The organism is Streptomyces sp. NPDC026538 (genome assembly GCF_055567535.1).
On record NZ_JBVHQG010000005.1, the window covers coordinates 388,667 to 401,210 of the forward strand.

General features: G+C 71.0%; 12 protein-coding genes. 4 read left to right on the plus strand and 8 right to left on the minus strand.

What is annotated here, in order from left to right; genetic code table 11:
- Window positions 1–8 precede the first annotated feature (8 nt).
- From ACZ4N4_RS22250 to ACZ4N4_RS22260, 3 genes are all read right to left on the minus strand, one after another.
- Window positions 9–2,099 (minus strand): SpoIIE family protein phosphatase, encoded by a 2,091-nt coding sequence (locus tag ACZ4N4_RS22250; protein ID WP_467591287.1) that lies wholly within the window; start codon window positions 2,097–2,099, stop codon window positions 9–11.
- A gap of 305 nt (window positions 2,100–2,404) precedes the next feature.
- A complete protein-coding gene (gene fomD / locus ACZ4N4_RS22255) occupies window positions 2,405–3,118 on the minus strand; it encodes a cytidylyl-2-hydroxypropylphosphonate hydrolase (RefSeq protein WP_467591290.1) in 714 nt (237 codons plus the stop codon).
- An 84-nt stretch (window positions 3,119–3,202) separates the two neighbouring features.
- The gene (locus tag ACZ4N4_RS22260) at window positions 3,203–4,588 is read right to left on the minus strand and encodes a class II fumarate hydratase (protein ID WP_467591293.1); all 1,386 of its coding nucleotides are present in this window, start codon (window positions 4,586–4,588) and stop codon (window positions 3,203–3,205) included.
- A gap of 216 nt (window positions 4,589–4,804) precedes the next feature.
- Between ACZ4N4_RS22260 and ACZ4N4_RS22265 the strand changes: the two genes are divergently transcribed.
- On the plus strand, window positions 4,805–5,179 hold the full coding sequence (locus tag ACZ4N4_RS22265; protein WP_453570583.1) for a hypothetical protein: 375 nt from the start codon (window positions 4,805–4,807) through the stop codon (window positions 5,177–5,179).
- Window positions 5,180–5,250: 71 nt separating this feature from the next.
- On the opposite strand, the gene ACZ4N4_RS22270 is transcribed toward ACZ4N4_RS22265, so the two are convergent.
- Window positions 5,251–6,921, minus strand: a complete 1,671-nt coding sequence (locus ACZ4N4_RS22270) for a fumarate hydratase (protein ID WP_467591297.1) — start codon at window positions 6,919–6,921, stop codon at window positions 5,251–5,253.
- Window positions 6,922–7,090: 169 nt separating this feature from the next.
- Between ACZ4N4_RS22270 and ACZ4N4_RS22275 the strand changes: the two genes are divergently transcribed.
- Both ACZ4N4_RS22275 and ACZ4N4_RS22280 read left to right on the plus strand, forming a co-directional pair.
- Entirely contained in the window at window positions 7,091–7,792 is a 702-nt protein-coding gene (locus ACZ4N4_RS22275) for a DUF1707 SHOCT-like domain-containing protein (protein ID WP_467591300.1), read from the plus strand.
- Window positions 7,793–7,945: 153 nt separating this feature from the next.
- Window positions 7,946–8,329 carry a WhiB family transcriptional regulator gene (locus ACZ4N4_RS22280; RefSeq protein ID WP_453570589.1) on the plus strand — a complete coding sequence of 128 codons (384 nt, stop codon included), beginning with the start codon at window positions 7,946–7,948 and terminating at the stop codon, window positions 8,327–8,329.
- Between the two features lie 123 nt (window positions 8,330–8,452).
- On the opposite strand, the gene glpX is transcribed toward ACZ4N4_RS22280, so the two are convergent.
- A complete protein-coding gene (gene glpX, locus ACZ4N4_RS22285; protein ID WP_453570591.1) occupies window positions 8,453–9,487 on the minus strand; it encodes a class II fructose-bisphosphatase in 1,035 nt (344 codons plus the stop codon).
- Between the two features lie 125 nt (window positions 9,488–9,612).
- On the opposite strand from glpX, the gene ACZ4N4_RS22290 reads away from it, so the two are divergent.
- Entirely contained in the window at window positions 9,613–10,137 is a 525-nt protein-coding gene (locus ACZ4N4_RS22290; protein WP_467591304.1) for a DUF4245 domain-containing protein, read from the plus strand.
- A gap of 159 nt (window positions 10,138–10,296) precedes the next feature.
- On the opposite strand, the gene ACZ4N4_RS22295 is transcribed toward ACZ4N4_RS22290, so the two are convergent.
- From ACZ4N4_RS22295 to xseA, 3 genes are all read right to left on the minus strand, one after another.
- Complete coding sequence (locus tag ACZ4N4_RS22295) at window positions 10,297–10,887, minus strand: malonic semialdehyde reductase (protein WP_467591307.1); 591 nt, start codon at window positions 10,885–10,887, stop codon at window positions 10,297–10,299.
- 153 nt (window positions 10,888–11,040) lie between these two features.
- Entirely contained in the window at window positions 11,041–11,289 is a 249-nt protein-coding gene (locus tag ACZ4N4_RS22300; protein ID WP_453380517.1) for an exodeoxyribonuclease VII small subunit, read from the minus strand.
- A 36-nt stretch (window positions 11,290–11,325) separates the two neighbouring features.
- Complete coding sequence (xseA, locus tag ACZ4N4_RS22305) at window positions 11,326–12,534, minus strand: exodeoxyribonuclease VII large subunit (RefSeq protein WP_467591310.1); 1,209 nt, start codon at window positions 12,532–12,534, stop codon at window positions 11,326–11,328.
- Window positions 12,535–12,544 lie beyond the last annotated feature (10 nt).

A 12,544-nucleotide genomic window follows, 5' to 3' on the forward strand; every position in this document is an offset into this window, starting at 1 on the left:
CTACGGCGCTACCGGTTCAGCTCGAACCAGACGACCTTTCCGGTGCTCAGCCGGGTCGCTCCCCACCGTCTGGCCAGTCTGTTGACGAGGTACAGCCCCCGGCCGCCCTCGTCCGTCGCCCGCGCCTGCCGCAGCCGCGGCAACTGCGGCACGTCGTCGCCGACTTCGCAGCGCAGCACGTCGGTCCGCAGCAACCGCAGCGTCACCGGCCGTGACGCGTACCGCACCGCGTTCGTCACGACCTCGCTGACCAGCAGCTCGACGGAGTCGGACAGTTCCTCGAGTCCCCAGCGCGCAAGCGCCCGCCGGGCCAGCCGCCGGGCCCGCCCCGGCGCCGCGTCCTCCGGCTCCAGGAACCAGTACGCCACATCGCTCGGCGCGATCCCGTCGAACCGGGCCGCGAGCAGCGCGATGTCGTCGTCGCGGTCACCGGGCCCGAGCATGTCGAGCACCTCGTCGCACAGCGCTTCCAGGGGCGGCGGGTGGTCCGGCCCGGTCAGCTGCGCGGTCGCGGCGAGCTTCTCCCGCAACTGCTCTATCCCGGTCCACACGTCCCGCAGCCGGGACTCCACCAGCCCGTCGGTGTACAGCAGCAGCGTCGCCCCGGCGGGCGCGTCCAGCTCGACCGCCTCGAAGTCGACCCCGCCGACCCCGATCGGCGCCCCCGGCGGCACCCGCAGCACCTCGGCCCGCCCGCCCAGGTGCAGCAGCACCGGCGGCGGATGGCCCGCGTTGGCGATGGTGATGCGGTGCGACACCGGGTCGTACACCGCGTACAGGCAGGTCGCCATCCGGTCGCTGCCCAGCCGCTGCGCCTGCTCGTCCAGATGGTGCAGGACCTCCTGCGGCGGCAGGTCGAGTCCGGCCAGCGTCTGCGCGGTGGTGCGCAACTGCCCCATGATGGCGGCCGAGGTCATCGAGTGCCCCATGACATCGCCCACGACCAGCGCCACCCGGCTGCCCGGCAGCGGGATCGCGTCGTACCAGTCACCGCCGACCCGCGCGGTCTCCGCGGCCGGCAGGTAGCGCGAGGCCAGCCGCACGCCGGTGGCGCTCGGCAGGTGCTCCGGCAGCATGGTCCGCTGCAACTCGTCGGCGATGTAGGCCTCCCGGCCGTACAGCACCGCCTTGTCGATGCCGAGCGCGCTGTGCGTGGCCAGCTGGGCGGCGACCAGCAGGTCGTCCGTCTCGAAGGCGAGCCGCTCCGGGCGGCGCAGGAACAGGGCCGCGCCGATCACCCGGCGCCGGCCGCGCAGCGGGGCGAGGATCGCGTGCTGTCCGCCGGGCACGAGGGACTCGGCGCCCTCGCCGAGGAGTTCGGGCAGCGCGGCACGGGCGGCGGGGGAGTCGGCGAAAACCGGTCGTACGCCCCGCAGTACCTCGTTGAGGGCGCCGCCCGGCCGTACCTCGCACAGTTCCGCGGTGAGCGCGGACAGGCCGATGTCGGCCGGTTCCGGCTCCGGGACGGGCAGCGGCGGGAAGCCGTCGGTGTCCCGCTCCTCCGGGATCCGGTCGGTACGGCGCAGCCGCAGCACCACCGGGCCGACCGGCCGCTCGTCGCCGACCGGCAGCGGGTCGCGCAGATAGACCAGGATCGCGTCCGAGAACGTCGGCACGGTCGCCCGGCACAGCCCCATCACGATCTCGTCCAGGTCGATGCCCCGGGCGATCCGGCGGGTCGCGGCACCCACGAAGCGCAGCCGGTCACCGTCCCGGCGCATCGGCATCGGCCGGCCGGGCGGCAGCCCGCGTCCGGTACGGCGCTCCTGGGCGCCCGCGCCCGCCACCCGCTCCTGCTCGGCGCCGGGCTGCGGCGGAATGCCCTCCGGGGCGGGGCGCGGCCGGTGTGGATCGGGCTCAGCGCTGGTGGGCTGGGCGTGCTCGGGGCCGTTGACGGAGTGCTCCTTGGACGTGCTGGTACCGGGGCCGGAGGGCGTCTCGCCCGCGCGGGCCTGTGCCGGTAAGGCGGTGGCGCCGAGCGGACGGGGCGGTGCCTGCGGCTGCGGCGGCGGTTGCGGGGTACGCAGGAGCGCCCCGCGGGCCTCCGCGGGGTCGGCGCCCGGCTGGGGGCGCTCGTAGGAGGTGGGGTGCTCCGTCACGCGTGTCGAATCCGTCCGTCCGGGGCTGCGCGCCGGGCGCGCAGGTGGTCCCGCCGAAACTCCGATACCCGGATTAGGTGCCCCAGGAACGGAATTCCGGCGTGGCTGGAGGCTGTTCCTGTGCCACCGGCGGACGATCTGCGGGCCGGGCCCCGCTCGCCGGTGCTGCCCTCGTACCCCTCGCTCACGTCCTGCCGCCCCTCGGTGACGTTCGGTCAGCCCGGATGAACACTCCGGGAGTTGTGCTCAACGCGCCCTTGCGGAGGACGATCCTACGGTTGTGCACCGGGGGCGCATCAAGGGTCTCATGTGGACACGCGCGCGGGCGTACGGTCCCAGTCCTCCGGCAGCGACGGTACCGCCCAGGCCGGGTCCGGGCGCCAGTGCTGCCAGCCGTCCGGGAACGGCGGCTCCCAGGCCCGTACGGCGGCCACCGCGGCCAGGGCCGCCGCCCGCACCCGTTCGGCCGTCTCCGCGTCCATCAGGCCGTCCCGCTGGGCCTGGGCGAACTCGTCCTCGTCGAGCCAGTGCCAACTCCGGTCCGGGTGCACGGAGATGTCCAGGAAGTGATCCTCCGAGTCCACTCCGCCGTCCCAACGGACCAGCGGCTGCTCAAGATTGACGTACCAGTTCTTGAACCGCCAGCCAGGTTCCCAGAACAGCCACACCGACCAGGGCTGACCGGGCCGGGCCAGCTTCAGCACCCCGGTGCCGAACCAGTGGCCGCGCGCCACGGTCCGCGGCTTGGTGTACCGGGACTCCAGCGGCTCCTCGCCGACCGACGTGCCGTCGGCGAACACCGGCCTGACGCATTCGGTGCCGGGAGCCAGCCAGACGGCGAGCAGCTCCTCGTCGTCCCGTACGACGGTGACGGGGCGCGCGATGTGGAAACCGTCTCCGGCGTTCTCCCGGTACCGCCACAGGATCTGGCTCCCCGGAGCCCAGAACCCGGCTTCGTCACCGGTCGTACCGCCCGTTTCCCCGCGCGTCACGCGTCTCACCGCTCCACCGTCTGCCATGCACAGATATTAGGTGCCGTAGGCATACGACGCTGCGGCGGACGTCACGGTTCTGGCCGGGCGGCGCGAAACGTTCGCACGCGGTTACGGCCGTGTCATCCGCAGGACATCCAGCGCCTCGTCCAGCTGCTCGACGGTCAGATCACCCTTGTCGACGTACCCGCCCTCGATGACGACCTGGCGGATCGTCTTACGTTCCGCCAGCGCCTTCTTGGCCACCTTGGCGGCCTCCTCGTACCCGATGTACTTGTTGAGCGGCGTCACCACGGACGGCGACGTCTCGGCGTACTCCCGGGCCCGTTCCCGGTGCGCGGTGATGCCGTCCACGGTCCGGTCGGCGAGCAGCCGCGAGACGTTGGCGAGCAGCCGCACGGATTCGAGCACGTTCTTGCCGATGACCGGAAGCATCACGTTCAGCTCGAAGTTCCCGGCCGCGCCGGCCACCGCGATCGTCTGGTCGTTCCCGATGACCTGCGCGGACACCATCAGCACGGCCTCCGGGATCACCGGGTTGACCTTCCCCGGCATGATCGAGGACCCCGGCTGCAGATCCGGCAGCGCGATCTCGGCGAGCCCGGTCCGAGGCCCCGAGGCCATCCAGCGCAGATCGTTGGCGATCTTCGTCAGGCCGACCGCGACGGTCCGCAGCTGCCCGCTGGTCTCCACGATCCCGTCCCGCGCGCCCTGCGCCTCGAAGTGGTCGCGCGCCTCGGTGAACGGCAGCCCGGTGACCCGTGCGACCTCCTCGATCACGGCGGCGGAGAACCCGGGCGGGGTGTTGATGCCGGTACCCACCGCCGTGCCTCCGAGCGGCAGTTCGGCCAGCCGGGGCAGCGAGGCCCGCAGCCGCTCCACGCCGTACCGCACCTGTGCCGCGTACCCGCCGAACTCCTGCCCCAGGGTCACCGGAGTGGCGTCCATCAGATGCGTCCGCCCGGACTTCACGACGTCGGCGAACTCGTCGGACTTGCGCTCCAGCGACGCGGCCAGATGCTCGAGGGCCGGGATCAGGTCGCGCGTGACGGCGGCGGTGGCGGCGATGTGGATGGACGACGGAAACACGTCGTTCGACGACTGCGAGGCGTTGACGTGGTCGTTCGGATGCACTTCGCGTCCGAGGCGCTCGGTCGCCAGCGTCGCGACGACCTCGTTGGTGTTCATGTTCGACGAGGTCCCCGACCCCGTCTGGAACACGTCCACCGGGAACTGGTCGTCCCACTTCCCCTCGGCGACCTCCTCGGCCGCCTCCTGGATCGCCTGGGCCATGTCCTTGTCGACCACCCCCAGCTCGGCGTTCACCTTGGCCGCCGCGCCCTTGATCCGGGCCAGCGCCTCGATGTGCGCGCGCTCGATCCGCTGCCCGGAGACCGGGAAGTTCTCGACGGCCCGCTGCGTCTGGGCCCGCCACTTGGCGTGGGCCGGTACCCGGACCTCGCCCATGGAGTCGTGTTCGATGCGGTAGTCGCTCATGCCGATAACAGCGATCGGGGCGTCGCGGTTGTTCCGGACCGTGGGCCGCACGGGGCACGGTCGGACCTCGGCCTGCTGCATTGGCACCACCGACGTCACCGGGTCGGGGGACTGCGTCCCCGGCCGCCAGGGCGGACATCACGGATAAATGTGACTATCACCCCGAGGTGACAAGGCGATCCCCGCCGTCACCACGGCTGGCAGGAGGACCAACCGATGAACTTCACTCCCAAGGGTCTGCTCGGCGTCATCGCGGCGGTGTCCATAGGCGCGGCGGCCCTGCTGGGCACGGGATCCGGCACCGCGGCCGCCACCGGCCGCGCCCACCGTGCCCACTGCGACCGCGCCGAACGGCCGGTCTGGAGTGGCGATCCCAGCCGCAACGTGACCGGCCGCGGCTGCAGCGTGCCGTCCGACGAGGACCGCTGGTACCGCGTCGAGGTCGACACCCTCGTGGAGCCCCACCACAAGACGGACTACCAGAACGGACCGGTCGAGCGGACCGAGACGGAGCACGACACGACCCTCAGATGCATGGGCTACACCAAGGACGGCGACCAGCTGAACTGGTTCGGCTGCATGCCCCACTGACCGGTACGGCTGAGGCGGTCCCCGGGACGGGCGGGCGGCGGGGGCGGAATCCCCCCGCCGCGCCGGACGGGCTACGCCAGGCCGGGGCCCCGGACCGGAATCGACGTGAACGTCGGAGCCGGGGCCGGATCCTGGAAGAAGTCGTTGCCCTTGTCGTCGACGACGATGAACGCCGGGAAGTCCTCGACCTCGATCTTCCAGACGGCCTCCATGCCGAGCTCCTCGTACTCGACGACCTCGACCTTCTTGATGCAGTCCTGGGCGAGCCGTGCGGCCGGGCCGCCGATGGAGCCCAGGTAGAAGCCGCCGTGCGCGTCGCACGCGTCGGTGACCTGCTTGCTGCGGTTGCCCTTGGCGAGCATCACCTTGGAGCCGCCGGCGGCCTGGAACTGCTCCACGTAGGAGTCCATGCGGCCGGCCGTGGTCGGACCGAAGGAGCCGGACGCGTAACCCTCGGGGGTCTTCGCCGGGCCCGCGTAGTACACCGGGTGGTCCTTCAGGTACTGCGGCATCTCCTCGCCCGCGTCGAGCCGCTCCTTGATCTTGGCGTGCGCGATGTCACGGGCGACGACCAGCGGACCGGTGAGGGAGAGCCGCGTCTTGACCGGGTACTTGGTCAGCTCGGCGAGGATCGTGTCCATCGGCTGGTTCAGGTCGATCTTCACCACGTCGGAGGACTCGTCCAGATGCTCGTCCGTCGTCTCCGGGAGGAACCGGGCCGGGTCCGTCTCCAGCTGCTCCAGGAAGACGCCCTCGGCGGTGATCTTCGCGACGGCCTGCCGGTCCGCCGAGCAGGAGACCGCGATGGCGACCGGGCAGGAGGCGCCGTGCCGGGGCAGCCGGACCACGCGCACGTCGTGGCAGAAGTACTTGCCGCCGAACTGCGCGCCGATCCCGATCTTCTGCGTCAGCTCGAAGACCTTCTGCTCCAGGTCCTTGTCCCGGAAGCCGTGGCCGAGCTCGGAACCCTCCGCCGGGATCTCGTCCAGGTAGTGCGCGGAGGCGTACTTCGCGGTCTTCAGCGCGTACTCGGCGCTCGTGCCGCCCACGACGATCGCCAGGTGGTACGGCGGGCAGGCGGCCGTACCGAGCGAGCGGATCTTCTCCTCCAGGAACTTCATCATGGAGGCCTCGTTGAGGACCGCCTTCGTCTCCTGGTAGAGGAACGACTTGTTGGCCGAGCCGCCGCCCTTGGCCATGAAGAGGAACTTGTAGGCGCCGCCGTCGGCCGCGTACAGCTCGATCTGGGCGGGCAGGTTGGAGCCGGTGTTCTTCTCCTCCCACATGGTGAGCGGAGCCATCTGCGAGTACCGCAGGTTGAGGTTCAGATAGGCGTCGTAGATGCCGCGGCTCAGCGCCGCCTCGTCGCCGCCCTCGGTCAGCACGTTCTGTCCGCGCTTGCCCATGACGATCGCGGTGCCGGTGTCCTGGCACATGGGCAGCACGCCCGCCGCCGCGATGTTCGCGTTCTTCAGCAGGTCGAGGGCGACGAACTTGTCGTTGGCCGACGCCTCCGGGTCGTCGATGATCCGCCGGAGCTGGGCGAGGTGGGCGGGCCGCAGATAGTGCTGGATGTCGTGGATCGCCTCTTCGGCCAGCTTGCGCAGCGCCTCCGGCTCCACCCTGAGGAACGTCCGCCCGTCCGGTCCCTCGACGGTGGACACGCCCTCCGAGGTCACCAGCCGGTACGGGGTGGTGTCCTCGCCCTGGGGGAGCAGATCGGTATACGCGAACTCAGGCATCTCAGCCCATTCCTCACTCTGACGGACGGCCGCCCGCCGACGCTGGCGAGCGCTCTCCAGCGTAGGACCTGGCTCTGACACGGAGCTTGTGAGGTAAGGCTCAGTTCGACACGCCCGGGGTTGTCCACACCCCTAGTCGCGATCTATCGCGTTTCGGTACTCTGCTGCCGTGGACCTTCAGAAGCAGACCCCTCAGGAGCGCGCCGGAACGCCGGTCGCCGAGCTGCGCGCCTCGGACGCCGACCGTGACCGCATCGCCGACATCCTGCGGGAGGCCCTCGCCGAGGGGCGCCTGACCGCCGACGAGCACGCCGAGCGCGTGGAAGGCGTGCTGAGCGCCAAGACGGTGGGCGAGCTGGAGGTCTTCATACGGGACCTGCCCGCGGCCCACGCCCGCCCGGCCGCGCCGCCCTACATGCCGGTACCGCCCCGGCCGACGCCCGGCGCGATCCCCGTCGAGCCGGACGGCAACGTGGTGGCCGTCTTCAGCAGCGCCCGCCGCCGGGGCCGCTGGCGGGCGGGCCGACGGCTGCACGCGTACGCGGTCTTCGGCTCCGTCGAGCTCGACCTCACCGAGGCGATCTTCGAGTACCAGCAGGTCGTCATCAGGGCGTTCTCGATCTTCGGGGACGTCCAGATCCGCGTCCCGGAGAACGTGTCGCTGCGCGGCACCGGCGGCGGCGTACTGGGCAACTTCGAGGCGGACACGCTCGATTCGGTCGACTCCGACGCGCCCGTCGTCTACGTCGAGGGGTGGGCCGTCCTCGGCAATGTGGAGGCGCGGCCGAAGCGCGGGAAGCTCGTCGAGGACATCCTGGACCGGGTCCATGACAAGGTCGACAGGAAGCTGCGCAAACACCTGGATCGTTGACGGACGCGAATCACTGCTCGACGGACGGCGCTCGGGGCCGTGAACAGGCCGCCGCGGCACGGCTGTTGAGGACGCTGTGCATAGGCCCGCGCACAGCGGGTAGGCCTTGCTGCATCGTCTCTCGCTCGCGAAGCCGTCGTCAGGAGTAGACCCGTGCTGCAACCGCCGCATTCGTCCCTGCAGGTAGCTGCCGTACCGGCCCAGCGGGTGCCAGTGCGGGACAGGGACCAAGACGCACCCTGGCACACCGAGGCGGTGTGCCGGCGCGACGAGGCCGGCCTGTTCTTCGCACCCTCCAAGGAACCAACCGCCGCCCGGCTGTCCCGGGAGGAGGCGGCCAAACGGGTCTGTGCCCGCTGTCCGGTGATGGTCGAGTGCCGCGAACACGCGCTGCTCCAGCCCGAGCCGTACGGCGTCTGGGGCGGTCTCACCGCAGCGGAGCGCCGCGTGGTCCTGGCCAGGCGCAGGCGCCGTGACATGGAACTGAAGAAGGCGGCACGAGCGTCGGCGGCGAACCGCATAGCGCAAGCCGGCTAGGGAAAAGGCGCCCTCTCCGCACAGAGGGCGCCTTTTGCGTAGTGCCCCGAAGGGGCGCGGGGAACTGCGCGACCAGCCACAGCACATCTGTAGCCGCGTACGGTCAGCAGCCCCCCGTGGGCTTTACTTGGCCCGGTCGAAGTCGACCGTGCTGTACGCCCGCAGCTTGCGCAGCCGGTGCTCGGAGTCGATCCGCCGCACCGTCCCCGACTTCGACCGCATCACGATGGACTCGGTGAGCGCGGTCTCCGACCGGTACCGCACCCCGCGCAGCAGCTCACCGTCGGTGATCCCGGTGGCGACGAAGAACACGTTCTCCCCGGTCACCAGATCCTCGGTGGTCAGCACCCGGTCCAGATCGTGCCCGGCGTCGATGGCCCGCTGGCGCTCCTCGTCGTCCTTGGGCCACAGCTTGCCCTGGATGGTGCCGCCCAGGCACCTCACGGCGCACGCGGAGATGATGCCCTCGGGCGTACCGCCGATGCCGAGCAGCATGTCGACGCCCGTGCCCTCGCGCAGCGCGTAGATCGAGCCGGCGACGTCACCGTCGGAGATCAGTTTGATGCGGGCGCCGGCCTCGCGGATCTCCTGGATGATCCCTTCGTGCCGCGGCCGGTCGAGGATGACGACGGTCACGTCCTCGGGCGTGGCCCGCTTCGCCTTGGCGACCCGCCGGATGTTGACCGCGACCGGCGCGTTGATGTCGACGAAGTCCGCCGCCTCCGGGCCGGTGACCAGTTTGTCCATGTAGAAGACGGCGGACGGGTCGAACATGGCACCGCGCTCGGCGGCGGCCAGCACGGCGATGGCGTTGGGCATGCCCTTCGCGGTCAGCGTGGTGCCGTCGATCGGGTCGACGGCGATGTCGACCTCGGGCCCGGTCCCGTCACCGATGCGCTCTCCGTTGAAGAGCATCGGGGCCTCGTCCTTCTCGCCCTCCCCGATGACGACCACGCCGTTCATCGAGACGGTGGAGACGAGGGTCCGCATCGCGCGCACGGCGGCGCCGTCGGCGCCGTTCTTGTCGCCGCGGCCCACCCAGCGACCGGCGGCCATCGCGGCGGCTTCGGTCACCCGGACGAGTTCCAGGGCGAGGTTGCGGTCGGGGGCCTCGGAGGGGACATCGAGTTCGGATGGCAAGTGATGATGCTCGGTCATCGGAGCGCACCTTTCTGATACGACGACGGCCGGATGAGGGTTCCTGTCGACTCTATCGCCAGGCTGACAAAATGAGCAGGGGACCCCACGGATGAGCGCAGCGGGCACCTGCGACGATAGGGGACGTGGCAGGCACGAACGGCAAACAGCAGACGGTCCGGGACATGATCCTCTCCCTGGCCCTGATCGGCCTCGCGGCGGGCTTCATCTACCTGCTCGTCCCGCACGACGATCACGCTCCCGACATCCAGCGGGTCGACTACCGGGTCGAGCTGCTGACGGCTCGGCGGGCGGCGACCTACCCGGTGGCCGCGCCGGAGGGCCTGCCCAGCGCCTGGAAGGCCACCTCGGTCCGCTTCCAGGGCGAGGCCGGCGACCGCTGGCACCTCGGCTACCAGACCCCCGACGGTCAGTACGTCCAGATCGAGCAGTCGACTCAGAAGCCCACGGACTTCATCAGCGACGCGAGCCAGGGCGCGTCGGCCACGAAGACGACCGAGAAGATCGGCGACCGCACCTGGACGCACTACACGGGTGGCCGCTACGACGCGCTGGTGCTGGAGAACACCCCGGGTTCCACGACGGTGGTGGCCGGCACGGCCTCCTTCACCCAGCTGGCGAAGATGGCCGCGGCCCTGAAGATGTCCTGACCCGCGCGGTCCTGACCCGCGCGGTCCTGGCCCGCGCTGTCGTGATCGGCGCTGTCACTACCCGTCCTGTCGTGACCCGTTCCGTCGTGACCCGTTCCGTCACACGCGAGAGGCCCCCGGCGCCGTTGCCGGGGGCCTCTCGCGTGTGTACGGGGTGGCTCAGACCGTCGTGACGACCTCGTCGTAGGCCAGGCGCGGGGAGCGCGGGAACCAGGCGTCCGGGCCCGGCTTGCCGATGTTGATGACGACGAACGGGGTGTGGTCGTCGTCCAGGAACTCCTTCTGGATGCCCGCGAAGTCGACGCCGGTCATCGGGCCGGCGGCGAGGCCGGCGGCACGGACGCCGATGATGAAGTACGCGGCCTGGAGAGCGGCGTTCAGGGCGGCGCTGCCCTCACGGACCGCGCGGTCGCCGAAGACGGCGTCCTTGGCCTGCGGGAAGTGCGGGAAGAGCTGCGGCAGCTCCTCGTGGAACTCGTTGTCCGCGGCGAGGATCGCGACCAGCGGGGCGGTGGCGGTCTTCTTCTGGTTGCCCTCGGCCATGTGCTGCACCAGGCGCTCGCGGGCCTCGGGGGAGCGGACCAGAACCACCCGGAGGGGCGACTGGTTCATGGAGGTCGGGCCGTACTTGACCAGGTCGTAGATCGCCTGGAGCTGCTCGTCGGTCACCGGCTCGTCGGTGAAGGTGTTGGCGGTGCGGGCCTCGCGGAACAGCAGGTCCTGGGCGGCGGGGTCAAGAACAAGAGACATGTTTTCGAACTTCCTGGAGATCGCGATCCGTCGAATCCGGACCGCGGTCCGGATAGGCTGACGCCACGACCATAACCCCTGAAGGTTCAACCTTCAACAAAGGTCAGGGCCTGGTGATCCGCCTCACAGCCACCGCCCGCTCACACCGCCCGCTCACTCCCCCTCCGTGTCCCCGTCCTCCCCTTCCCCCTGCCCCTCTTCCTCGGCCAGCGCCGCGTCCAGCCGGGCCCGCGCCCCCTCCAGCCACCGCCGGCACACCTTGGCCAGCTCCTCGCCCCGCTCCCAGAGCGCGAGGGACTCCTCGAGGCTCGTCCCGCCGGCCTCCAGCCGCCGCACGGTCTCGATCAGCTCGTCCCGCGCCTGCTCGTACGAGAGGGCGGCCTCTTCCGTCCTGCTGCTCATGCACTGACCTTTCTCATCGACGGGTACGACACGGCGTCAGCCGTCCACCCGCACCGTGAACTCGCCCTCGGAGACCCGCGCCCGCAACGCCTCGCCCGGCTCGACGTCCCCCGGGTCGCGCACCACGTGACCGTCGTCCTTCTGCAGCACGGCGTATCCGCGCTTCAGCGTGGCGGCGGGGGAGAGGGCCACCACGCGCGCGTGGGTGTGCGTCAGCTCGGAGTCGGCACGGTCGAGCAGATGCCCGAAAGTGCGCCGCGAACGGTCCACCAGCGAGGCGACATGATCGGCCCGCTCGTCGACCATCCGGTGCGGATCCTCCATGACGGGCCGCGCCAGCGCATGCGCCAGCCCCCGCTCCTCCCGCCCCACCAGCCCGTCGACACACCGCCGGGCCCGGTCCCGCAGCATCCGCACCCGCTCCAGCTCCTCGCCGACGTCCGGGACCACCTTCTTCGCGGCGTCGGTGGGGGTGGAGGCGCGCAGGTCGGCGACGTAGTCGAGCAGCGGGGTGTCGGGCTCGTGCCCGATGGCGGACACGACGGGCGTACGGCACTCGGCGACCGCCCGCACCAGCTGCTCGTCGGAGAACGGCAGCAGATCCTCCACGCTGCCACCGCCACGAGCCACGATGATCACGTCGACGTCCCGCAGCGCGTCGAGCTCCTTGACCGCCTGCACGACCTGCGGCACGGCGTGCACGCCCTGCACCGGCACGTTGCGCACCTCGAACCGCACCGCGGGCCACCGATGCCGGGCGTTCTCCAGGACATCCCGCTCGGCGGCCGAGGCCCGCCCGCACACCAGCCCGATCAGCTGCGGCAGGAACGGCAACGGCTTCTTCCGCTCGGCGGCGAACAGGCCCTCGGCGGCCAGCGCCTTCTTGAGCGCCTCGAGCCGCGCCAGCAGCTCCCCGACCCCGACCGGCCTTATCTCGGCCGCCCGCAACGACAGCTGCCCACGCGGGGCGTACCACTCCGGCTTCGCGTGGACGACGACCCGCGCGCCCTCACCCACCACGTCCGCGACGGCGTCGAACACCTGCCGGTAGCAGGTGACGCCGATCGAGATGTCGTACGACGGATCCCGCAGCGTCAGGAACACCACACCGGCACCCGGCCGCCGGGAGAGCTGGGTGATCTGCCCCTCGACCCACACGGCACCGAGCCGGTCGATCCACCCACCGATCAACCGGGACACCTCGCCGACGGGCACAGGCGCTTCGACAGACGTGTTCAAAGCCATGCGCCGAGAG

Excerpts from the sequence above, each read along its gene's own strand:
- fomD (WP_467591290.1), bottom strand. The coding sequence starts at position 3,118 with ATGGCAGACGGTGGAGCGGTGAGACGCGTGACGCGCGGGGAAACGGGC.
- ACZ4N4_RS22260 (WP_467591293.1), bottom strand. The coding sequence starts at position 4,588 with ATGAGCGACTACCGCATCGAACACGACTCCATGGGCGAGGTCCGGGTA.
- ACZ4N4_RS22265 (WP_453570583.1), top strand. The coding sequence starts at position 4,805 with ATGAACTTCACTCCCAAGGGTCTGCTCGGCGTCATCGCGGCGGTGTCC.
- ACZ4N4_RS22270 (WP_467591297.1), bottom strand. The coding sequence starts at position 6,921 with ATGCCTGAGTTCGCGTATACCGATCTGCTCCCCCAGGGCGAGGACACC.
- glpX (WP_453570591.1), bottom strand. The coding sequence starts at position 9,487 with ATGACCGAGCATCATCACTTGCCATCCGAACTCGATGTCCCCTCCGAG.
- ACZ4N4_RS22295 (WP_467591307.1), bottom strand. The coding sequence starts at position 10,887 with ATGTCTCTTGTTCTTGACCCCGCCGCCCAGGACCTGCTGTTCCGCGAG.
- ACZ4N4_RS22300 (WP_453380517.1), bottom strand. The coding sequence starts at position 11,289 with ATGAGCAGCAGGACGGAAGAGGCCGCCCTCTCGTACGAGCAGGCGCGG.
- xseA (WP_467591310.1), bottom strand. The coding sequence starts at position 12,534 with ATGGCTTTGAACACGTCTGTCGAAGCGCCTGTGCCCGTCGGCGAGGTG.